The organism is Streptomyces sp. NPDC048516, assembly GCF_043199875.1.
GTDB lineage: Bacteria > Actinomycetota > Actinomycetes > Streptomycetales > Streptomycetaceae > Streptomyces.
Genome location: NZ_JBICWS010000001.1, coordinates 666,374 through 686,791 on the forward strand (window position 1 = coordinate 666,374; position 20,418 = coordinate 686,791).

Below are 20,418 nucleotides of genomic sequence, written 5' to 3' on the forward strand. Positions count from 1 at the left end.
GGCAGACGGCCCCCTGCCCAGGGCGGCGGTCCGGCTGTGCAGCGTGGTGGTGGGGCCTGGGGCCTGGGGCCCGCCGGATGATGCTCAGGAGACGAAGTCGCAGAGGGCGGGCAGTGGAGCGGCCGCGTCGAGCGCGCCTATGTGGACGACGGCTTCCTCGAACTGGAAGTAGGAGAGTCCTTCATGGCGGGGGCCGATGACGAGCAGGTTGTCCCCGCAACGCCACGCGGCATGGCGCCAGTTGCCTTCTCCCATGGCCAGGGTGCCGCCTTCGGCCGTGATGTCGTGCTCCGGTGGACCGAGCCGTCGGGTGAACGCGGCGACGGCGGCGTCGATGTGCGCGTCGAACATCTCACGTACGGCGTTCGCCTGGCTGGACCAGCCGGGCAACGTGCCCCACAGATCCTCGCTCCAGGCGTCGTCGTCAACCCAGTAGAAGTGGGCGAAGGACACGGTGAGGGGGTCCCCGAGATAGGCGAGGTGTCCCTCGGCGGTGATGAACGTGTCTTCCCACGGCAAGTCGTCGCCGGCTTCGCACCAGCCCAGACGCCGCATCGCCGCCTCGGAGGCCGCCCAGTCGCCCAACGGCAGCTTCGCCAGGCCGACGATCTGCTCCACCAGCCGCGGGGTGATGGCGCATGCGGCGACGTAAAAGGGGTCTTCAGGGTCTTCGTCTGTCATGGCTGCACGGTATCCGGGCCGTACGCGTGTGGCCTCGGCCGGGCGTCGGCCAAGGCCGCCGCGTTGCGGTGGGTGACGGCGACGCCCTTGGGCCTGCCGGTGGAACCGGACGTGAAGATGATCCAGGCGTCGCCGGTCCCTCAAGGGCCGCCGGCAACGACCGAAAGGACGCCATCGGCGCGTTGATCCCGGGCGCCCCGTGCCGGTAGGTGTCGTCAGCCGAGCAGGGTGCGGGCGATCTCCAGGGCGAGGCGCAGTTCCAGTGTGTGGTCTGTGGTGATGGCCGTGGGCAGGAGTTCTTCCGCGCGTTTGACGCGGTAGGTGACGGTGTTGCGGGCCACGTGCAGGATGCCGGCGGCGGCCCGCAGGCTGCGTTCCTCGGCGAGGTAGACCCGCAGGGTCTCGCGCAGTTCCCCTACCCGGGTGCCGTCGGAGGCCAGGGGGCCGAGGAGGTCGTGCACGAACCAGCGGGCGTGTTCCGGTGCTGCGGTGGCCAGGGCGACGAGACGCACTTCGCGGTAGTCGGTCAGCCAGTCGCCGGGAGCGAGCCGGGCGATGCGTTCCGCCTCGCGTGCCCCGTAGTGGCTGCGGCGCATCCCTGCCGTGCCGTGGGCGGGTGGGCCGAAGGCGAGGCGCACTCCCGGGGCGCGGTCGGTCCCGGCACGGGCGCGGTCGGGGAGGCCGGTGAGGTCGTCAGGGGCGTGCAGCCACAGCCAGGCGACGGTGCCGGTGGCGGGGATCATGAGGGGCCGGCCGGTGCCGACCGTGCGGGCCAGCGCGGTCGCCGTGTGCTGCAGCCGCTCCGCCGCGGGCAGCGGGTCCTCGGTGCTGTTGCACCACAGCACGGCGGCCAGGTGTGTACGGGTGACGTCGTAGCGCAGCCGCCGGGTGGCGGCTTCCGGTTCCACCGGGCGGGCGGCCAGCAGATCGTCGATCGTCTTGCGGCGGGCCGCTTCGTCGCTGCCGCGCCAGCGGTCGCGTTCGGCGATGTAGGACTCGGCCATCAGGCTGGCGTGGGTGTCGGCGTGGGCGAAGAGTTCCTCGGTGACCCGGCGCAACTCGGTGAGGCGTTCGCCGGCCGGGACGTACTGCTCGACGGCCGAGGTGAGTTCCTGGGTGAGTCTGGCGTGGCCGAGCCGTACCCCGCGCAGGACCCGGTCGAGTCCGACGCCCCGGCGTGCGAACTCACGGCAGCCCTCCAGGGCTTCGTCGGGCATCGCGCCGTCCTCGCCGGTGGTCTCGGTGAGCAGCAGCCGCAGGGCGGCCAGGACCGTCGACTCGGTGGAGCGTCGCAGGGTGGCCAGGGGCGCAGGGCCGCCGCCGTGTTCGGGAACCTGCTCCAGGATCTCCGCGGCCATGCTGTCGGCGGTCTGCAGCGCCCACCGGACGGGACCGGGGCCGAGGACGGCGGTCATGGCGGTCACTGCGGCCGGGGACAGCGCCGGCTCGTGGTGCGGTTGGTCCCGGTCCGGAGCGAGCTGCCGGAGCCATTGCCGTGTCATGACCGCCTCCTTCGGGTCCATGGTGCCGGGGCCGGTGACCGCGCCGCTTCCGGCTCACCCCACCGCTTCCGGCTCACCCCACCCCACCCACCCCTATCACCGGTCCCCGCTGTCTGCCGGGGAACGTCCGTCCCTCCCGCTGCGGACGGAGGGACGGAGCTGCCTCACCGGGCGAGCGGCACGGCGGCGGATGCTCCGAGCTCCTGGGATGCCACGAGCCCCTGCCGCAGCGCCGCCACCAGGCCGGGCACCTCCGCCATGCGGGGCGCACCGCCGAAGAGGTAGTGGTCCGGACGCAGCAGCAGGGCCTGCCGGCCGCACCGTTCCAGGTGGGAGCGGTAGGTGCCGTCAAGGTCGACGACATCGGCCGGCCCGTTCGCCGCCGGGTCACCGGTGACCCGCAGGAGGCGGACGCCGAGCCGCGCGCACCAGTCGAGTGTGCCGTCGTCGAGTACGCCCCGTGGGTCCTCGGTGGCGAGCAGGGCGAAGCCGGTGCCGATGACCTGGTCGAAGAGCCCGGTGCGGCCGCGGAAGCGCACCCGGCCCTGGCCGCCGAGCTGTCCCGCCGGGGCCTGCGGCCCGCCGTCCGTGCCCTGACGCAGCAGTCCTCCGGTGAGGACCTGCGGGGGCATGTCCGCCAGCGGGTCGCGGCCCGCCCGCCGGTCGGCGAGCATCCGCGCGTCGCGCAGGAGGGCGGCTGCGGGGTCGGGTTCGCAGATGATGCCGCCCAGGAAGACGGAGAGGTCGATGGCGTGCCGCAGGTGCTGGGAGCGTTCCGCGGTGTAGGTGTCCAGCAGGGGCGCGCCGGCTTCGCCGCGGAGCACGAGGTCCAGTTTCCAGGTGAGGTTGGCGGCGTCGCGGATGCCCGAGCACATGCCCTGTCCGGCGAACGGCGGCATCTGGTGGGCGGCGTCACCGGCCAGCAGCAGACGGCTCTGGCGCCAGTTCTCGGCCCAGCGGGCGCGGAAGGTGTAGACGGTGCGCCGCTCCAGGGTCGCGTTGCCCGGGTGCAGGTCCCAGCCGGCCAGCAGCCGCCAGGCGTTCTCCGCGCTGCCGAACTCCGCGGCCGACTCACCGGGCAGCAGCATGAACTCCCAACGGCGCCGGCCCGGACCACCGGACACGGCGGTGGTGGGCCGGTGGGGGTCGCACACCTGGAGGTTGCGCGGGGCGAAAACACGGTCCGGGTCGTGCGGGAGGACGTCCAGGACCAGCCAGTCGTGCTGGAAGCCGCGGTCGGTCATCGTGGTCGTCATCCGGGAGCGGACGAAGCTGTTGGCGCCGTCGCAGCCGACGACGTACTGCGCACGCAGCGTGCGGTGCCTGCGCACACCGTCGCGGAGCAGCGGTTCGTCCCCGGCACTCCCGGCGACGGTCAGCGAGACGCCGTCCGTGTCCTCGGCGAGGTCCGTGGTCTCCCAGCCACGTAGCACGTCGACCCCCGCGGTGCTGTGGGCCTGCGCCTCCAGGGCGGCCTCCAACTGCGGCTGGGTGAAGAGGTTCATCGCCGGCCAGCCGGAGGCGCCGGTGTCCTCGAACGCCAGCCGCAACAGGGTCTCGCCGTCGCCGTTGCGCCATTCGTAGTCCGCGGCCGGCTCGCTGAACGTGGGCAGCGCGTCCGCCAGGCCCAGCGAGGCCAGGATGCGGGCCACCTCGTGGTCGAAGACCACCGCCCGCGGCAGCGGATACGGCTGTGGCCAGCGTTCGACGACGCCCACCCGCCACCCCCGGGCCCCGAGCTGTATCGCGGTGGTGAGCCCGACGGGCCCGGCGCCGACGACCAGCACGTCATACGTCTCATCGCCGCCCGCGCGGACGGCGTCGGCGGCCGGGACGGCGTCGGCAACTGGGGCAGGGCCGGATACCGGTACGGGGCCGGCAACCGTCACGGGGCCGGATACCGGGACGGGGCCGGCAACCGGGACCGGGCCGTCGGCCGTGTCCGGCGTGCCACCCGCTGCGGTGTCCGTGTGGTTGTGGTGCATGGTGTGTGTCCTCCTGCCGTACGGGTCGTCAGCTCGCGTCATGGGCGCCGGTCATCAGCGCGGCAAGGTCCTCGGGCGCAAGGAAGGAGGGCGGGACCGGCGGGCCCCAGCTGTAGAGCGAGCGGGCGTCCTCCCACACCCGGGGCGTCCACAGCTGGTCGTCGACGATGCAGTCCATGTCGGCGAAGTACTCGGAGAAGTTGCCGGCCGGGTCCTTGAGGTACCAGAAGAAGTTCGAACCGACGTGGTGGCGGCCCAGACCCCAGACATGGCGTTCGGGGTGGCTCTCCAGCATGCGGGTCGCCCCGCGCCCGACCTCGTCGACGTCGTCGACCTGCCAGGAGGAGTGGTGCAGGAAGGAGATCGGGGCCTGCTGCACCAGCACGTTGTGGTGGTCGGTGGAGCACCGTAGGAAGGCGGCGCCCGGGACCAGATCGCTGACCTTGAAGCCCAGGCCGTCGGTGAAGAACCGCTGCGAGGCCGCCTGGTCGGTCGACCCCAGCACCACGTGCCCCAGGCGGCGCGGCCGGACGGTGCCCTCGCGCAGGATGGCCGGTGCCCGGCCGTCGGTCCGCTCGGCTCGGCCGGGCCCGTTGCAGGGCACCGGCTCGGCGGCCGGCTGCACGAGACGGGGCTGTACCTCGACGGTGACGGTCACCTCCGTGCCGGGATCGACCGCGCGCAGGCAGCGCCCGTCGTGGACGTACGGCATCTCCAGGCGGTCCAGGGCGGCGCCGATCCGCCCGAGGTCGTCGGCGTCATCGGCGGCGACGACCAGCTCGTCCAGCCGGCGCCTGGCGGCGTGCACGATCTTCAGCTGTTCGCCGCCGTCGGCCGAGGCGAAGCGTCCGCGGCCCAGGGCGGTGAGTCCGAAGTCGGCGTAGTAGTCGTGCGTGGCATCCACATGGGGCACACCCATGGTGATCCGGGCGAGGCGGTGCAAGGGCATGACGGCTCCTTGAAAGCATGGGGAGAGACAGGGATGAAGCAGGGGAGAGACAGGGATGCCGGGTCAGGTGCTCGGTCAGGTGCCCGGTCAGGTGCCCGGTCAGGTGCCCGGTCAGGCGCCGGGGCCGTCGGGGTGGTCCGCGCCGACGACCAGCCGGTTGCGGAGCGCACCGATGCCGTCGATCCAGCTGTGCAGTTCCTCGCCGGGGGCCAGGAAGCGCCGCGGAGTGCGGGCGCCTCCCACACCGGCCGGGGTGCCGGTGAAGACCAGGTCACCGGGCAGCAGCGGGCAGACGGCGGAGAGCCACGCGATCTGCTGGGCGACCGGGAAGACCATCCGGCCGGTGCGGGACTCCTGCATCGTCTCGCCGTCGACGGCACAGCCGAGCGCCAGGTCATCGGGGTCGGTGAACTCGTCGGGCGTGACCATGACCGGACCGGTCGGACTGAACCCCGGGAACGACTTGCCGAGCGTGAACTGCGGTGCCGGACCCTGGAGTTGGATACGGCGTTCCGAGAGATCCTGCCCCACGGTGAGACCGGCGACATGCTTCCAGGCGTCCTCCGCGCGTACCCGATGGCCACGGAGGCCGATGACCGCGACCAGCTCGACCTCCCAGTCCACCATCGCGCTGGGCAGCTCCACCGTGTCGTACGGACCGGCCAGTGAGGTCGGGTACTTGGTGAAGACGGCCGGCTGAGCGGGGGTGTCGAGGGCGGACTCCTCGATGTGGTCGGCGTAGTTCAGCGCGACCGCGAACACCTGGCGCGGGCGGGGGACGGGGGCGCCGAGCCGGCGCTCCTCCAGCGGCATCCGCTCGGCTTCCTGCGCGGCGGGCGTCCGCGCCCAGACGGTGAACTCCTCCCAGCGGTCGAAGACGGCCTGCGGGTCGGACGGGAAACGACCGTCACTGGCCTTCTCGACATCGACCACCCCGTCCTCGTGAACGAGTACCAGACGGTTGCCGAGATGTGCTGTGCGCATGGCGCACCACCTCCAGGAAGGAAGAAGGGAAAGGGGGAGGGAGAAGAAAGGGAAGAGCGAGGAGAGGGAAGAGCGAGGAAAGGGGAGCGAGGAGAAAGGGGAAGCCGAGCGCTGCGGGACGCAGCGGCGGTACGGAGAGGAACGGCCCGCTTCGGCTGCGGAGTCAGCCCCGCCCCCTGCGCCACCGCAGGTGCTGGCGGGCTCCGTCGTGCGCGGCGGCTGTCAGCACCAGCTCGTCAGGCTCGCTGCGGACGCCCCGCTGCAGGTCCCCCGCCTCGGTGACGGCTGCCGGCTGCGCCGAGGGCCGGCCGGCGATCGCCGGGTCGCTCGTCAGCAGTGCGCTCATCCAGCCGCCGCGGGTGTACAGCAGCATCCCGCCGGGCCGGTCGCCCAGCGGCCGGGTCTCCTTTCCGGCCCGCTCGACCGAGCAGTGCACCAGACTCCAACCGCCGATGATCTCGTCCACGTCCACGTCCACGTCTACGTCCACGTCCACATACGCCTCACAGGTTTGGTTCCGGACAGGTCCGGCCGGACCGAGCGCACAGGGGCACCACAAAGCAGCACCCGGCCCGACCGACCGCGGGTGACAGCAGCCGCCCACCTCCTCAGGCAACCGCGGCGCCCACCCGCCCGCCTCGGCCTGCGAGCCCAAAGAGCGGGTCCGCGTTTGCGCTCAGTGGCCGCTTCGCGGCGCCGCCGGGGCCGGTAATGCTGTGGGGCGTACTGCTCTGCCGGCCCCGTCCAGGTCCGGGCATGCCAGGTCCGGCGCCGCTCGGATGCCTTCGTGAGCGGGCGAAAATTCGGGTGAGATCGGTGCGAAGATGCGAAACACTCGCCCCGACCGATGAGTCTTACCCGGCATGCCGGTCTCTTTTTACAATCACCACCCACCACCCACGTTCGTGCCGACAGCCCTTGGCTGCGAGGCGACTGTGCCCAGGAACCCCCAGCGAGGTGCTGCCATGACAGCTGCGATCCAAGAACGACCGGCCGTACAGGCGGGCCGCATACCCACCGTGGTGCGGCTGCTGGTGCTGGCCACATTCGTGGTGATCCTGAACGAGACGATCCTGATCAACGCCATCCCGCGGTTGATGGAGTCGTTGCACATCACCCAGCAGTCGGCGCAGTGGGTCTCCACGGCGTTCATGCTGACCATGGCCGCCGTGATTCCGATCACCGGCTGGTTCCTGCAGCGGGTCACCACCCGCCAGGCTTACGCCATCGCGATGGGAGTGTTCCTCGCGGGCACCGCTCTGTCAGCCGTCGCGCCCTCCTTCGAGGTGCTGCTGCTGGGGCGAGTCGTACAGGCTGCAGGTACGGCCGTGATGATGCCCCTGCTGATGACCACGTTGATGATGGTGGTGCCCGAGCAGGACCGCGGCCGGGTGATGGGCAACGTCACCCTGGCGATCTCGGTCGCGCCCGCGCTCGGACCTGCCGTGTCCGGGCTGATCCTGCAGGCCGGCTCCTGGCGGATGCTGTTCGTGGTCGTTCTGCCGATCGCGGCTCTGGTGACCCTGTTCGGGCTGCGCAAGGTGGAGAACATCAGTGAGCCGCAGGTGAGCGCCATCGACTGGCTCAGTGTCTCCGTGGCGGCGCTCGGCTTCGGCGGCCTGGTGTACGGCCTGAGCCTCCTCGGCGAAACCGGCGGCAGGTTCGGGCTCGGCATCGGCATCGTCATCGCCGGCGTCGCGGCAATCGCCGTTTTCGTGATCCGACAGCTCAAGCTGCAACGCACCGGCACGCCTCTGATGGACCTGCGAACCCTCGGGCACCGCACCTATACCCTTTCCCTGGCTCTCATCTCCATCGGTTTCCTGGCGATGCTCGGGTCGATGATCCTTCTGCCGCTGTACCTGCAGAACGTACGCGGGCTCAGCCCGCTGGAGACCGGCTTGCTGGTCATGCCGGGCGGCCTGGCCATGGGACTGCTCGGACCGACCGTGGGGAAGCTGTTCGACCGGTTCGGCAGCCGGCCGCTGGTGCTGCCCGGCTCGATCGGGATGGTGCTCACCCTCTGCGGTTTCACCCAGGTCTCGATGACGATGCCGTACTGGCAGGTGCTGGGACTGCACGCGCTGCTGATGGTGAGCCTGGCGGCGACGTTCACCCCCGTCTTCACGCTCGGTATGGGAGCGCTTCCCCCGCACCTGTACTCCCACGGCAGCTCGATGCTCGGGACGTTGCAGCAGGTCGCCGCGGCGTTCGGGACCGCACTTGTGGTGACCGTGATGTCCGCGCGCACCGGTCACCTGGTCGCCGACGGCGTCGCCGCAGTGCCGGCAGAGCTGAGCGGGATGAAGCTGGCCTTTGGCGTCGCCGCCGCTCTCAGCGTGGTGACGATCGTAGTGGCCGCGAAACTGCCGCGCCGGATCGCTGCCGCCGGCGCCCAGGACGGCGACCTCGCGGACCAGCCCACCGGATCATGAGGGCCGGTCGGAGCGGACTGCCTTCCCCGTAAGCATTGCGCGGTCCCTGCCGCCGACCGGCCCCCGGCGCCCGCACCCCCGGGAAGACGCCCCGACTCACCCCGACTCACCCCGACTCACCCCGACTCACCCCGAGAGCGCGAAGGCCCTGCGCCGGGCCCGGCACAGGGCCCGGCGCAGGCCTGTTTGATGGCGTGTGGCGTCGAGGAGCCGGAACCCGAACTGGAGCATGCGCTCCGGATTCTGCGAAGCAAGCCCGGTCTGAGAGACCGACCGACGGCGACCCTAACGACCGCCCGCAGAAGGGCGGGTGGCTTCCCAGGCCGCCTCGATCATCTGGAAGATCTCGTCCACCGCGGCCTCCGGATCGGCCGCCTCACGGGCCAGCGCATAGGCGTCGATCACGAACCTCGCGATCGTCCGGCTCGCTGTTGTGGTCTGTGACAGGTCGGGATCGGCGGCGATGGCCGTTCCCAGCGACTCCGCATGGCGCAGCCTCATCGACTCCTCGTACTCCCGCAGGGCAGGCGATGCGTCGATCATGTGCCAGATCGGGGCGGCGCTGTCCGCCGTGCAATGCCGCACCAGGGCCTGGATCTCGCGGCGCAGTGCAGGGATGAGCGGTTCGTGCGGTGCCCGGCCGGTGACCGCCTGCGTGAGTCGTTGCTCGAAGTCTTCGTCCTGCTCGAACACCAGGGCCTCTTTCGAGGCGAAGTGGGAGAAGACCGTGGTGACGGCTACGTCGGCCTCGGCGGCCACGTCACGGATGCCCACCGCGTCGTACCCGCGTTCCAGGAAGAGCCGCAGGGCGGTGTCAGCGATCTTCTGGCGGGTCGCGGCCTTCTTGCGCTCACGGCGTCCGGACTGCACGGTCATGCGCTGACGCTATCAGGCACAAAGTCAGAACTGTTCTCAAACACTAACCGTTAGTGTTATGTTCGACCGCATGAAGAAAGTGAGCTTCGCCGAGTTCGGCGGTCCGGACGTTCTGCAACTCATAGACGCCGAGGAGCCCCACGCGGGCCCCGGTCGGGTACGCATCGCCGTGCGGGCGGCGGGCGTGAACCCTGTCGACTGGAGGGTCCGTGAGGGCCAGGTCCTGGGGGCCCATCCGGTCGAGTTGCCCGCCGGGGTCGGGCAGGACGCCGCCGGGGTGGTGGACGAGGTCGGCGAGGGCGTCGAAGGGGTCAAGGTCGGCGACCGCGTGTTCGGTGAAGGCTCGAGCACGTATGCCGAGTTCGCCGTGCTGTCGGCCTGGGCCCGTGTGCCCGAGGGGCTGGCATTCGAAGAGGCGGCCGGGTACCCCTCCGTGGTGGAGACCGCGCTGCGCATCATCCGCCAGGTCGGTGTGGAGTCCGGGCAGACACTGCTGGTCAGCGGTGCGTCCGGGGGAGTCGGATCGGCGGTGACGCAGATCGCCGGCGACCGCGGCATCACGGTGATCGGCACGGCCGGGGCCGCGAACCAGGACTATCTGCGCAGCCTGGGTGCCCTCGCCACCACGTACGGCGAGGGCTGGGTCGAGCGGGTGCGGCAGCTCGGCCCTGTCGACGCGGCTCTCGATCTGGCCGGCTCGGGCGTGATCCGCGAACTCGTCGGGCTGACCGGGGATCCGCAGAAGGTGATCTCCATCGCCGATCTCGCCGCGCCGGAGCTCGGTGTCCGGTTCTCCGGCGTGCCCGGGAGCATGCCGGAAGCGCTCGCCGAGGCCGTCGGCCTCATCTCTAGGGGGAAACTCCATATCCCGGTCGAGAAGTCGTACACACTCGCCGAGGCCGCTGCGGCGCACACCGACAGCCAGGCCGGTCACACGCGCGGGCGCCGGGTCATGGTCGTGCCCGGGTGCCCGAGTCCTCGGGTGTCCGGATTGTGACAGTCAATCATCAGCCGTTGTCGTCGTTGTAGCCACTGTCGTAGCCCGAGCTGCCGTGGTCGTCGTGGTGGTGATGACTGTGGTGGGAGTGGTGGCTGTGGACGTGGTGGCTGCCGAATGTAGAGGACACGGCCGTCGTCGTCGTGGTGGCGGCGTTGGCCGATATCGTCTGGGGGGCTGCGAGCGGCGTGGCCGCCTCGGCAGCACCGGCAACGGCCCCGGCACCCGCGCCGGACAGCGCAAGCAGGAGTGCCGTGAAGGCGGCGACGGTGAGCCGGCGGCTCCTAAGTGTCTTGGTGAGCATGGTTGTTGTCCTTTGAGGGTCTTGAAGGGGCGCGACCGGAAGGCCTGTCATGGCTGTGTGCCTCCTTGGGGCGCCGTGTGCTTGCCCCGCTCCTGCGAGCCCCGGTCGCGACCTGCCAGTGGCTGCTCAGGGCGCGGCCGGCGCACCGCTGGGACGGAGGCGCTTCGTAGCGTTGTGGATCAGCTGCCGGACGACGGGCAGGGCTGCCCGCATGGCTGTGGCCAGTACCTCTTCGTCTTCGGCGGGCAGGCTTGCCGCCAGGCCGGCCAGGCGGGCGTGGTAGGCGCGCTGCCGTTCCGCACGGAGTTCCTGCCCGGCGTCCGTGAGGGCGACCAGGGCAACCCGCCCGTCCTCGGGATCGCTCACGCGCCGCACCAGCCCCTGCTGCTCCAGCCGCTTGACGAGCTGGGTCATCGACGGCTGAGCAATGCCTTCCGCCGTGGCCAGCGCCGTCAGCCGGACAGGCTCCTCACGTCCGAGCCTGCCGAGAGTTGAGGCGGCGGTGAGGCTGAGGTCCCGATCGACCAGGTGCCGCACCATGAGGATCGCCATCTCCAACAGCGCGTCGGCAATGACTTCGTGGTTCTGACCAGCACGCGTTCGGTTCATGAGCTCGTCGCATCACTTTTCGCCGTAGATAGGCCTGACCGGCCTCTTGGTGGATGCCGGGAGTGGCCGTGAGTGGTGGACGGGTGTGTCCACGGCGTTGGTGGCGGGTTCGGAGGCCGTCACGGTGAAGGTGACGTCGGCGCGTACCTCGTCGGGCGTCGTCCACCGGGACGCGCCGGGCTCGCTCGCAGGACCACCGCGGTGGTGCACCAGCGGGCAGAAGGCGTCCATCCCATCCACTGCCACGCCCTATTTACTCTGTATGTCCATTTATATCACTTCCCTATATAGGGAAGTGATGGTTTCGGGCCTCGGTCCGGTGAACGTGAAGGGGAACGGGAGCCGTGAGCGTCAGCGGTGGCTTCTGCGGCTCCGTGCGGGACCGCGGCCACGGCTTCCCGGCGGTGTCGGCTTCACTCGTCGGAATTCACGGCTGCCGCGAGGCCTGGGCGGCGAACGCTTCGAGTGGCTCATGCCAGGAGAGCAGCGGGTCGCGGTGATCGTGCGGCCGGTCGAGGTGCGGCACATCGTCGGGGTGGACAGTTCCGGCCCGGCGGCCCCGTCCCCGCTCTCTGACAGGCACCCCCGCCCTGGCAATCGCCGCCAACACCCCCGCAGGGTGACCCTTGCGCAGGGTGATCGTTCTCCGGTGGTGAACAGAATCGTCACTGCCTCGGTCCTCTCCCTCTGCTGCCTGGCTCCGGCAGTTCCGGCCCATGCCGACGGTCCCCGGACGATGCCGCAGGTGGCGGGCCATGGGCTGGTCTCCGCCTATGCGGCGCTCCGTTACGACACCTCCGTTCGGCTCAAGGACGGGCGCGGAGCCGGCCGCCATGTGCTGTGGCCGGCGGGCTGGAAGGTCTGTGCGCAGGATCCGGCGGCAGGCACGGCTCTGCGGGGCCGGCGGGTCACGCTCACCGTGGTCAAGCGCACGGAGTCGTGCCGGTAGCGGCGGGCGGCGCCGGCTCCGCCGGCCGTATCAGGCGCGTGGGATGCGCCCCTTGCTGTGCATGGCGGTGCGGACCCGGTCCTCGGCCAGGCGGCGGCCGGCGGTGTGCGGGGTGATGCGCTGCAGCCGCGCCTCGTCCATGACGGTCACGGTGTTGGCGCGCAGCCGGGAGGAGACCGTCTCGACGATGGTGGAGGTGTCGGGCCGGAACCCGGAGTAGCGGGCGTCCATCGCGAAGGCGGCTGCGACGACGCCGCCGGCGTTCGCCACGAAGTCGGGGAGCACGGTGATGCCGCGCTCCGCGAGGATGCTCCGGGCTTCGGCGGACGTGGGCAGGTTGGCGCCCTCCACCACGAGCTTCGCCTTGATGTCGCGCGCGGTGGTGCGGTCGATGACGTCCTGCAGAGCGGCGGGCACCAAGATGTCGCAGTCCACGGTGAGTTCACGGCCCGGAGCGAGCACGGTGCCGGAGGGGTGGCGGGTGACGAAGTGGTCGCCGTGCTCCTCGCGCGCCGCCAGGAGCGCGTCCACGTCGAGACCGCTGGGGTCGTGCAGCGCCCCGTGGGCGGTGGAAACCGCCACGACGGTGGCACCGAGGGCGGCGAAGCGGCGGGCGGCTGCGCTGCCGACCGCACCGAAGCCCTGCAGCGCCACCCGGGAGCCGGCCATCGCCAGCCCCTGGTGCCCTGCCGCGGCGTCGGCCGCCTCGGCAAGGCCGTAGCCGGTGACTCCGAGCTTGTCGTAGGCCACGCCACCGAGGTGCGCGGGGGTGCCGACGGCGGCGCCGCGGTCGCCCAGTTCGTCCTGGATGATGGCGGCGTCGTCTTCGGTCAGGCCCATGTCGAGTCCCATCACATAGTCGCGGGGCACCTCGTTGGACAGCGCGCGGGCGAAGGCGCGCAGCACCGCCTCCTTGTCGCGGGACGCCGGATCGGCGACGATGCCGGCCTTGGCGCCGCCGTAGAAGAGGTCGACAGCGGCCCACTTCCATGTCATGACGCGGGCCAGCCGGGACACCTCGTCGACGGTCACGCCGGGGCTCATCCGGGTGCCACCCTTGCCGATGCCGCGAGCGGTGTTGTCGATCACCAGGACGCCCTTCATGCCGGTGCGCCGGTGCGAGACGACAACGATCTTCTCGGGGCCCCACTCGTCGACGAGGGAGAGTGCATCAGTCACGGTGTGTTCCTTGTCGGTAGGAAGGAAGAGGGAGGAAGAAGCAGGGGCGTTCGTCGGCGGAGGCGTCAGGCAGGGGCGTCGGACGGGGGCAGTGCCTGGGCGATCAGTTCGGCGAGATGGGTGCCGCTGCGCGGGGTCTGCTGGGCGATCTGGGTGCGGCAGCTGAAACCGTCGGCCAGGATCCTGGTGTCGGCAGCGGCCGAGCGCACAGCGGGGAGCAGCACCTGTTCGCCCGCGGCGACCGAGACGTCGTAGTGGCCGCGCTCGAAACCGAAGTTGCCTGCGAGACCGCAACAGCCGGAATCGAGCGTGGTGTTGTCGATACCCATACGGGCCAGCAGTGTGCTGTCGGCACCGAAGCCGGAGGTGGCGTGCTGGTGGCAGTGGGTCTGGCTGAGCGAGCGGGCCTCGATCCGCGGGGGCTGCCAGCCGGGGGTGTGGTGGACGAGGAGTTCGGCGAGGGTGAGGGTGGCCCGGGAGAGGGCGCGGGCGTCTTCATTGCCGTCGAGGAGTTCGGGGAGGTCGCTCTTGAGGGCCGCGGTGCAGCTCGGCTCCAGCCCGACCACGGGTATGCCGGCGCGGACCGCGGGAGCCAGCGCGGCCGCGGTGCGCCGGGCGATACGGCGGGCGATGCCGAGCTGCCCGGTGGTGACCCAGGTGAGCCCGCAGCACTGCGTGCCCTCGGGGACCTGCACCCGGAAGCCCGCGTCTTCCAGCACGGCCACGCCGGCTTGGAGGACTTCGGGACTGAAGTGGTTGTTGAAGGAGTCGACCCACAGCATGACGGGGCCGCGCCGGCCGTCACCTTCGGGTGCGCGGCGGCGGAACCACGTCAGGAAGGTCTGTGTGGCGAAGCGGGGGAGGTCCCGCTGCGGGGCGATGCCGCCCAGCCGTTTGAGGACCGGGGCCAGGCGGCCGGACGTGAGCGCGTTGACCAGGCCGGGGATCCGGGCGGCGGCCCGTGAGAGCAGTGGCAGCCAGCCCATGGTGTAGTGCGAGGCGGGTCGCAGGCGCCCCTTGTAGTGGTGGTGAAGGAACTCCGACTTGTAGGTGGCCATGTCGACGCCGACGGGGCAGTCGGCGCTGCAGCCCTTGCACGACAGGCACAGATCCAGGGCGTCGCGGACCTCGGTGGAACGCCAGCCGTCGGTGATCACTTCACCCTGGGTCATCTCGTACAGGAGCCGGGCGCGGCCGCGGGTGGAGTCCTTCTCGTCCCGCGTGACCCGGTAGCTGGGGCACATCACGTCGCCGCGGTGGGCGGCGGAGCGGCACTTGCCGACGCCGACGCAGCGGCGGGTGGCCTTGGCGAAGTCGCCGTCGTCGGAGTGGAAGGGGAAGACCGTGGCCAGGGGCAGGGGAGTGCGGTGCGGGCTGACGCGCAGGTTGCCGTCGACGGGCAGCGGACGCACGATCATGCCGGGATTGAGGCCGTTGTCGGGGTCCCAGATGTTCTTGAACTCCTCGAACAGGGCGATGACGTCGGGGCCGTACATCAGGGGCAGGAGCGCCGAGCGGGCCTGGCCGTCGCCGTGTTCTCCGGACAGCGAACCACCGTGTGCGGCGACCAGGCGGGCGGCGTCGCCGAGGAAGGCGCGGAAGACGGCGGTGCCCTGCTCGGAGGTGAAGTCGAAGTTGATCCGGACGTGCAGACAGCCCTCGCCGAAGTGGCCGTAGACGGCGCCCTGCAGCTCGTGGCGAGCCAGCAGGGCGGTGAACTCGCGGAGGTAGGAGCCCAGTTGATCGGGCGGGACGGCCGCGTCCTCCCATCCGGGCCAGGCCTCGGCCCCGCTCTCGGTCCCGGTGCCCGGGGGCAGGCGGGTGGCCAGACCGGCACCGTCCTCGCGGATCCGCCACAGACTGCGGGCGCGGGCGGGATCGGTGACGATCTCGCTGCCGGTGAAGCCCGCGGCCCCGTGCGCGGTCCCGGCCAGCGCTTCGGCCAGCCCGGGCAGCGCGTCCGCGGGGCCGCCGAGTTCCGCGAACAGCCAGGCCTGCGCGGTGGGCAGGGTGTCGATGGCGGTCCTGGTCGCGGGCCGGGTGACGATGTCGGTCAGTCCGCGGTCGAGGCCTTCCAGGGCCAGTGGCTGATGCCAAAGCAGTGCGGGGACCGCGTCGGCCGCGGCACCGGCGTCCGAGAAGCCGAGGACGACCAGGGCCCGCGCAGGGGGAGGCGAGATGAGGCGGACGGTCGCCGAGAGGACGACGGCCAGCGTGCCCTCGCTGCCGACCAGGGCCCTGGCGAGGTGGAAGCGCCGCTCGGGGAGCAGCTGTTCCAGCGCATAGCCCGACACCTGCCGGGGAAACTGCCCCAGTTCGGTGCGGAGCGTCGCCAGATTGCCCTGGGAGAGCCGGTGCAGGGCGGCGATCAGCTCTCCGCGGTCGTCTCCCGCGGCCACGGCCGCGTCGATCTCCTCCCGGGTCATCTCGCCGAGCCGGACCACCGTGCCGCGGTAGGTGACGACTTCGAGTTCGACGATGTTGTCCGCGGTGCGTCCCCAGGCAAGCGAGTGCGAGCCGCACGCGTTGTTGCCGATCATGCCGCCCAGGGTGCACCGGCTGTGGGTGGAGGGATCGGCGCCGAATACCAGACCGTGCTCGGCGGCGGCGCTCTGCAGGTCGTCCAGGACGATGCCGGGCTGCACGGTCGCGGTCCGGGCGTGGGGATCCAGCGCCGTCAGCCGGTTGAAGTAGCGGGAGAAGTCGAGCACCACCCCCGGCCCGACGGCCTGCCCGGAGGTGCTGGTGCCCGCGCCGCGTGCGGTGACCGGCACCCCCAGGCGCCGGCACACCCGCAGCGCGTTGAGGATGTGCTGCCGCTCGCGGGGGAAGACCACGGCGAGCGGGATCTGGCGGTAGTTCGAGGCATCGGACGCGTACTGTGCCCGGTGACCGGCGTCGCCGGCGACCTTGCCGCAGTCCCCGTGGTCGAGGGCTTCGGCCACCGCTGCCGCGCCGAGGCTGACGGCGCCCTGGGCTGTCGAGGTCACCCTGCTCGCTCCTTCGTGCTCACCGGTCGTGTTCCGCCTGGTCCCGTCCACGATGTGGGGCTCCCGGGGCCGGGGACAAGGCCCAGCAGGACGCAAGAATCAATGCTTGAGACCAAGGAATGCTGAGGCTCGCGTTCGGGGGCGGCGGATGCTTATGCTCGCTTCCCGCGTCGTTGGGAGCCCGCGTTGCTGAAGCCACTGCATCTGCTCACCCTGAAGGCCGTCGTCCGCAGCGCCTCGTTCGCCCTCGCGGCCCGCGACCTCGGATACACCGCCTCCGCCATCTCGCAGCAGATCTCCGCGCTGGAGAAGGAGACCGGCCTGGTGCTCTTCGAGCGGGAGGCGCACGGGATCCGCCCCACCGCCGCGGCCCACCGCCTGGTCGATCTCAGTACCCATGTGCTGGCGGCCATGGAGGATCTGGACCACCACGTCCAGGAGCTCGCCACCGGCGCCACCGGCCGGCTGCGGCTGGGCAGCTTTCCCACGGCCGATGTGCGGCTGGTGCCCGCCGCCTTGTCCGCCCTCGTCGAAAGCCGCCCGCGGGCACGGATCCAGTTGGAGGAGGGCGAGCCCGAAGAGCTCGTCACCGCCCTCAGCCACGGCGATCTCGATGTCGCGCTCGTCTTCGAGTACGGGCTCAGCCCCCGCCAGTGGCCCGACGGCCTGACCTGCCATCAACTGCTGCGCGAGGACCTGGTGCTGCTCAGGGCACGCGACAGCGGCCTCGGCGCCCAGCTGTCCCAGCTTGCCGGGGCCCGCTGGATCACCAGCCGGGAGGACACCGCAGGGGCCCGTTCCTTCGTCCGTCTCTGTGCGGCCGCGGGGTTCGAGGCCGCCGTCGCCTTCCGCAGCAACAACTACGCCGTGGTGCGGGAGCTGGTGTCCGCGGGACTCGGCGTGGCCGTGGTCCCGGCGCTCGGCCACGTTCCCGGCGACGGGATCGAAGCGACCCGCGTCACCCAGCGCTCCGCCCACCGCACGGTGATGGCGCTGCACCGCAGCGAGAACAGCAACCCGCTGCTCCCCGCAGTGATCAGCTGTCTGCGGCGCGCGGTGCCCGACGGCGAGCCGTACGTGCACCCCGCGTGCGACGCATGACCGGCCGGGACGCGGGCGGGCTCCGCCTCTGTGGGGCCGGGGGAGCGGCGGAGCACCCGCGTGAACGACCGGCCGGCCGTCACCGGATGGGCGTGGGTTCGGATGCGTCGGAGTCGGACATCCGGTCGAGGGCGTCGAGGTCCACCGAGCCTCCCGGCATGACCCTGCGGGTGCGGCGGTAGCCGTACGTGGCGTAGATGACCAGGCCGACGACCAGCCAGCCGCCGAGCCGCACCCAGGTCTCCCACTGCAGGAACGACATCAGCCAGACGGAGAAGGCCATACCGAGGACGGGCACCACCGGCATGCCCGGGCAGCGGAAACCGCGCTTGAGGTGCGGCTTGCGGTAGCGCAGGACCAGCACGGACGCGGAGACCACCACGAACGCCAGCAGCACTCCGATATTGGTGAGTTCCGCGACCGCGTTGATGGGAAGCAGCCCCGCCAGCACCGCGGACACGCCACCGATCAGCCAGGTGGCGCGGTGCGGAACCTTGCGCCGGGGGTGGATGGCGCCGAACCAGGCCGGCATCAGTCCGTCGCGGCTGAGCGCGTACCACAGGCGGGAAGCGCCCATCATGAAGGAGAACGTCACGGTGACGATGCCGATGACCGCGCCGACGGCGATCACATTGGCCAGCCCGCTCAGCCCCACGCTCCGGAACGCGCTGGAGATCCCGCTGTTCGGGTTGAGCTCGCTGTAGCGCTGCATCCCGGTGAGCACGATGCAGACCAGCACGTACAGCACCATGGAGACCGCCAGCGACAGCATCATCGCCTTCGGCAGCTTGCGCCGTGCCTCCATCGATTCCTCCGCCGCCGTGCTCAGCGCGTCATAGCCGAACACGGCGAAGAAGACCGTGGCCGCCCCGGTGAAGGCCCCGCTGAAGCCGAAGGGCGCAAAGGGATGCAGATTGCCGGTCTTGACCTTGGTGAAGCCCACCACGATCACCAGCAGCACGATGCCGATCTTGATGATGGTCAGCACCGTCTCCACCCGGGCCGAGGTGCGGGTGCCGCGGGTCAGCAGCCAGGCCACACCCAGGCAGATCGCCATCGCCAGCAGGTCCACCCGGTGGCCGGTGCCGGTGCCGGGGGCGCCCAGGGCCCAGACCGGCAGATGGATGCCGACCGCCTGCAGCAGAAATCCCAGATAGCCCGACATCCCGATCGCCACGACGGCGACGATGGCGGTGTACTCCAGGAGCAGGTCCCAGCCCACGATCCAGCCGACGATTTCCCCAAGGACCGCGGCGCAGTAGGTGTAGGACGAGCCAGCCTTCGGCACCATCCCGGCGAACTCGGCATAGGCGAAGGCCGCACAGAGCGAGGCTGCCCCGGCCACCAGGAACGAGATCAGGACGGCGGGGCCGGCGACGTCCCGGGCGACGGCCGCGGCCAGGCTGAAGATCCCGGCCCCGATGATGGCGCCGATGCCGATCATTGTCAGCTGGGTGAGACCGAGCGTGCGCACCATGCGCTCACCGCTGGGCTGTTCATGGGGAAGCGTTCGCCGGAAGATTCCCTGGGGGCCTCTTCCCAGCAACGCGCGAAGGGGAGAATTCGGGGTGTGATGGGGGGACATCGCTCGCTCCCTGTCAGGCAACGGCGGCACGACGGGCCACCGTCGTGGCGGGGGTCACCACTGGCCTGAAACCCTCACTCAGGATCCGCCCCGGCAAAAGGGACCCCAGCGCGACAACTTGCGTGGCTGAGGGCAAGCGGAACTGGGGAAGGGGCTCCGCAGGACGAGCGGACCGGACTCTCGTGCACCGGGCATCGTGTTCCGGTGCACGCCAACTCGCCCAGGGGGCACGCCTGTCGACGGCAGGGCTCCGCGGCGCGACGTTGGCCGGGGCGCTGTCTTACGGGTCGCGGCGGGCCGGGGCGCCGTGCCGGGCACCCGACACCGCCCGCAGGACGTCCACCAGCGCCGCGACCGTGGGCCGGTGCTCGACGGAGGAGCGGAACAGCACCACGATGTGCCGCTCGACCTTCTCCCGCAGCCGTACGACATCGAGGCGGGACGCGCGCAGGCCGAGCATCAGATCCGTCACCGTGCTCACCCCGATCCCCGCCTCGACCAGCGCCAGCGTGGCCGCGGTGTCGGTGACCTCGTGCTGCACCCGGGGTTCGACGCCCGCGCGCCGGCAGGCCGTGCGCACCGCCCGGCCGTAGTAGCTGTCGGCCGACGGCAGGATCCACCCCAGGTCCTGCGTATCTGCCAGGCCGATCACCTCACGGCCGTCCATCGACCCGGCGGGCACCGCCAGTGAGAACCGCTCGCGGTAGAGCTGCCGCACCTGCAGGGCGGGCTCCCGCGGAAGGGGCACATCCGGGTAGTCCAGGCCGAGCGCCAGGTCCACCGCTCCGGAAGCGACCGCGTCGTGCACCTCGTCCACCTCCATATCGCGGCTGTGCACCGCGAGCCGGGGATGGACCTGCCGTACCTCCTGCAGCGCCGGCGGCAGGATCTCGGCTGCTGCCGTGGCGAACAGCCCTACGTGCAGCACCCCGGAGATCTCGTGCCGGGTGCGCTCCAGAGCCTCGACGGCTTCCGCCCCCGTCGACAGGATCCGCTCGGCGTGACTCGCCAGCGTGCGGCCGGCATCGGTCAGCTCCACCCGCCGCCCGACCCGCCGCAGCAGCTCCGTGCCCGCGGCCTTCTCCAGCGCGGCGATCTGCTGGGAGACGCCGCCGGGCGTGTATCCAAGGGCCTGGGCCGCCGCGGTGATCGTTCCGCGCCTGGTCAACTCCACCAGGGACCGCAGCTGGGCACTCGTCCAGTCCATATAGAGATCCTAATAGATCGGACGTACTAACTGTTCGTAGACGTCAAAGGTTCGCGTGCTGCACGATGACGGGCAGCTAGCTGAT

17 protein-coding genes and 1 pseudogene are annotated in these 20,418 nt (G+C 71.1%); 4 read left to right on the forward strand and 14 right to left on the reverse strand.

Annotation, left to right across the window (positions count from 1 at the left end; translation table 11 throughout):
* Positions 1 to 84: 84 nt before the first annotated feature.
* From ACGFR7_RS03040 to ACGFR7_RS03070, 7 genes and pseudogenes are all read right to left on the reverse strand, one after another.
* Positions 85 to 681 carry a hypothetical protein gene (locus tag ACGFR7_RS03040; RefSeq protein WP_393312292.1) on the reverse strand — a complete coding sequence of 199 codons (597 nt, stop codon included), beginning with the start codon at positions 679 to 681 and terminating at the stop codon, positions 85 to 87.
* Between the two features lie 41 nt (positions 682 to 722).
* Positions 723 to 812: pseudogene (locus ACGFR7_RS03045) on the reverse strand (AMP-binding protein); the annotation flags it as partial.
* An 84-nt stretch (positions 813 to 896) separates the two neighbouring features.
* Positions 897 to 2,183, reverse strand: a complete 1,287-nt coding sequence (locus ACGFR7_RS03050) for a PucR family transcriptional regulator (RefSeq protein ID WP_393312294.1) — start codon at positions 2,181 to 2,183, stop codon at positions 897 to 899.
* 164 nt (positions 2,184 to 2,347) lie between these two features.
* Positions 2,348 to 4,168 carry a bifunctional 3-(3-hydroxy-phenyl)propionate/3-hydroxycinnamic acid hydroxylase gene (locus tag ACGFR7_RS03055; RefSeq protein ID WP_393312296.1) on the reverse strand — a complete coding sequence of 607 codons (1,821 nt, stop codon included), beginning with the start codon at positions 4,166 to 4,168 and terminating at the stop codon, positions 2,348 to 2,350.
* 28 nt (positions 4,169 to 4,196) lie between these two features.
* Positions 4,197 to 5,117, reverse strand: a complete 921-nt coding sequence (locus ACGFR7_RS03060) for a VOC family protein (RefSeq protein WP_393312298.1) — start codon at positions 5,115 to 5,117, stop codon at positions 4,197 to 4,199.
* A 111-nt stretch (positions 5,118 to 5,228) separates the two neighbouring features.
* Positions 5,229 to 6,101 carry a fumarylacetoacetate hydrolase family protein gene (locus ACGFR7_RS03065; protein WP_393312300.1) on the reverse strand — a complete coding sequence of 291 codons (873 nt, stop codon included), beginning with the start codon at positions 6,099 to 6,101 and terminating at the stop codon, positions 5,229 to 5,231.
* A gap of 163 nt (positions 6,102 to 6,264) precedes the next feature.
* Positions 6,265 to 6,591, reverse strand: a complete 327-nt coding sequence (locus ACGFR7_RS03070) for a lipocalin-like domain-containing protein (RefSeq protein ID WP_393312302.1) — start codon at positions 6,589 to 6,591, stop codon at positions 6,265 to 6,267.
* Positions 6,592 to 7,066: 475 nt separating this feature from the next.
* Here ACGFR7_RS03070 and ACGFR7_RS03075 point away from each other — a divergent pair, with 475 nt between their 5' ends.
* A complete protein-coding gene (locus ACGFR7_RS03075) occupies positions 7,067 to 8,536 on the forward strand; it encodes an MDR family MFS transporter (protein WP_393312304.1) in 1,470 nt (489 codons plus the stop codon).
* Between the two features lie 285 nt (positions 8,537 to 8,821).
* Here ACGFR7_RS03075 and ACGFR7_RS03080 read toward each other — a convergent pair whose 3' ends face one another.
* Complete coding sequence (locus ACGFR7_RS03080; protein ID WP_393312306.1) at positions 8,822 to 9,412, reverse strand: TetR/AcrR family transcriptional regulator; 591 nt, start codon at positions 9,410 to 9,412, stop codon at positions 8,822 to 8,824.
* Between the two features lie 70 nt (positions 9,413 to 9,482).
* On the opposite strand from ACGFR7_RS03080, the gene ACGFR7_RS03085 reads away from it, so the two are divergent.
* Complete coding sequence (locus tag ACGFR7_RS03085; protein WP_393312308.1) at positions 9,483 to 10,409, forward strand: NADP-dependent oxidoreductase; 927 nt, start codon at positions 9,483 to 9,485, stop codon at positions 10,407 to 10,409.
* A 10-nt stretch (positions 10,410 to 10,419) separates the two neighbouring features.
* On the opposite strand, the gene ACGFR7_RS03090 is transcribed toward ACGFR7_RS03085, so the two are convergent.
* Both ACGFR7_RS03090 and ACGFR7_RS03095 read right to left on the reverse strand, forming a co-directional pair.
* On the reverse strand, positions 10,420 to 10,713 hold the full coding sequence (locus ACGFR7_RS03090) for a hypothetical protein (RefSeq protein WP_393312310.1): 294 nt from the start codon (positions 10,711 to 10,713) through the stop codon (positions 10,420 to 10,422).
* Between the two features lie 126 nt (positions 10,714 to 10,839).
* Positions 10,840 to 11,322: a MarR family winged helix-turn-helix transcriptional regulator gene (locus ACGFR7_RS03095; protein WP_393312312.1), complete on the reverse strand. Its 483-nt coding sequence runs from the start codon at positions 11,320 to 11,322 to the stop codon at positions 10,840 to 10,842.
* A gap of 649 nt (positions 11,323 to 11,971) precedes the next feature.
* On the opposite strand from ACGFR7_RS03095, the gene ACGFR7_RS03100 reads away from it, so the two are divergent.
* A complete protein-coding gene (locus ACGFR7_RS03100) occupies positions 11,972 to 12,271 on the forward strand; it encodes a PASTA domain-containing protein (RefSeq protein ID WP_393312314.1) in 300 nt (99 codons plus the stop codon).
* Between the two features lie 30 nt (positions 12,272 to 12,301).
* On the opposite strand, the gene ACGFR7_RS03105 is transcribed toward ACGFR7_RS03100, so the two are convergent.
* Together ACGFR7_RS03105 and ACGFR7_RS03110 are read right to left on the reverse strand one after the other, a co-directional pair.
* Positions 12,302 to 13,450, reverse strand: a complete 1,149-nt coding sequence (locus tag ACGFR7_RS03105) for a Glu/Leu/Phe/Val dehydrogenase (protein WP_393312316.1) — start codon at positions 13,448 to 13,450, stop codon at positions 12,302 to 12,304.
* A gap of 65 nt (positions 13,451 to 13,515) precedes the next feature.
* Positions 13,516 to 16,440, reverse strand: coding sequence for an FAD-binding and (Fe-S)-binding domain-containing protein (locus ACGFR7_RS03110; RefSeq protein ID WP_393312318.1), 2,925 nt, complete (start codon positions 16,438 to 16,440; stop codon positions 13,516 to 13,518).
* A gap of 186 nt (positions 16,441 to 16,626) precedes the next feature.
* On the opposite strand from ACGFR7_RS03110, the gene ACGFR7_RS03115 reads away from it, so the two are divergent.
* Positions 16,627 to 17,541: a LysR substrate-binding domain-containing protein gene (locus ACGFR7_RS03115; RefSeq protein ID WP_393312320.1), complete on the forward strand. Its 915-nt coding sequence runs from the start codon at positions 16,627 to 16,629 to the stop codon at positions 17,539 to 17,541.
* 79 nt (positions 17,542 to 17,620) lie between these two features.
* Here the strand turns inward: ACGFR7_RS03115 and ACGFR7_RS03120 are convergent, their stop codons facing one another.
* Together ACGFR7_RS03120 and ACGFR7_RS03125 are read right to left on the reverse strand one after the other, a co-directional pair.
* Complete coding sequence (locus ACGFR7_RS03120) at positions 17,621 to 19,018, reverse strand: amino acid permease (RefSeq protein ID WP_393312322.1); 1,398 nt, start codon at positions 19,016 to 19,018, stop codon at positions 17,621 to 17,623.
* 388 nt (positions 19,019 to 19,406) lie between these two features.
* Positions 19,407 to 20,333 carry a LysR substrate-binding domain-containing protein gene (locus ACGFR7_RS03125; RefSeq protein WP_393312324.1) on the reverse strand — a complete coding sequence of 309 codons (927 nt, stop codon included), beginning with the start codon at positions 20,331 to 20,333 and terminating at the stop codon, positions 19,407 to 19,409.
* Positions 20,334 to 20,418 lie beyond the last annotated feature (85 nt).

What these genes read in the sequence shown, in the direction of transcription:
- ACGFR7_RS03040 (WP_393312292.1), bottom strand. Translation starts at nt 681, where the DNA reads ATGACAGACGAAGACCCTGAAGACCCCTTTTACGTCGCCGCATGCGCC.
- ACGFR7_RS03120 (WP_393312322.1), bottom strand. Translation starts at nt 19,018, where the DNA reads ATGGTGCGCACGCTCGGTCTCACCCAGCTGACAATGATCGGCATCGGC.
- ACGFR7_RS03075 (WP_393312304.1), top strand. Translation starts at nt 7,067, where the DNA reads ATGACAGCTGCGATCCAAGAACGACCGGCCGTACAGGCGGGCCGCATA.
- ACGFR7_RS03065 (WP_393312300.1), bottom strand. Translation starts at nt 6,101, where the DNA reads ATGCGCACAGCACATCTCGGCAACCGTCTGGTACTCGTTCACGAGGAC.
- ACGFR7_RS03085 (WP_393312308.1), top strand. Translation starts at nt 9,483, where the DNA reads ATGAAGAAAGTGAGCTTCGCCGAGTTCGGCGGTCCGGACGTTCTGCAA.
- ACGFR7_RS03060 (WP_393312298.1), bottom strand. Translation starts at nt 5,117, where the DNA reads ATGCCCTTGCACCGCCTCGCCCGGATCACCATGGGTGTGCCCCATGTG.
- ACGFR7_RS03125 (WP_393312324.1), bottom strand. Translation starts at nt 20,333, where the DNA reads ATGGACTGGACGAGTGCCCAGCTGCGGTCCCTGGTGGAGTTGACCAGG.
- ACGFR7_RS03090 (WP_393312310.1), bottom strand. Translation starts at nt 10,713, where the DNA reads ATGCTCACCAAGACACTTAGGAGCCGCCGGCTCACCGTCGCCGCCTTC.
- ACGFR7_RS03050 (WP_393312294.1), bottom strand. Translation starts at nt 2,183, where the DNA reads ATGACACGGCAATGGCTCCGGCAGCTCGCTCCGGACCGGGACCAACCG.
- ACGFR7_RS03080 (WP_393312306.1), bottom strand. Translation starts at nt 9,412, where the DNA reads ATGACCGTGCAGTCCGGACGCCGTGAGCGCAAGAAGGCCGCGACCCGC.
- ACGFR7_RS03055 (WP_393312296.1), bottom strand. Translation starts at nt 4,168, where the DNA reads ATGCACCACAACCACACGGACACCGCAGCGGGTGGCACGCCGGACACG.
- ACGFR7_RS03095 (WP_393312312.1), bottom strand. Translation starts at nt 11,322, where the DNA reads ATGAACCGAACGCGTGCTGGTCAGAACCACGAAGTCATTGCCGACGCG.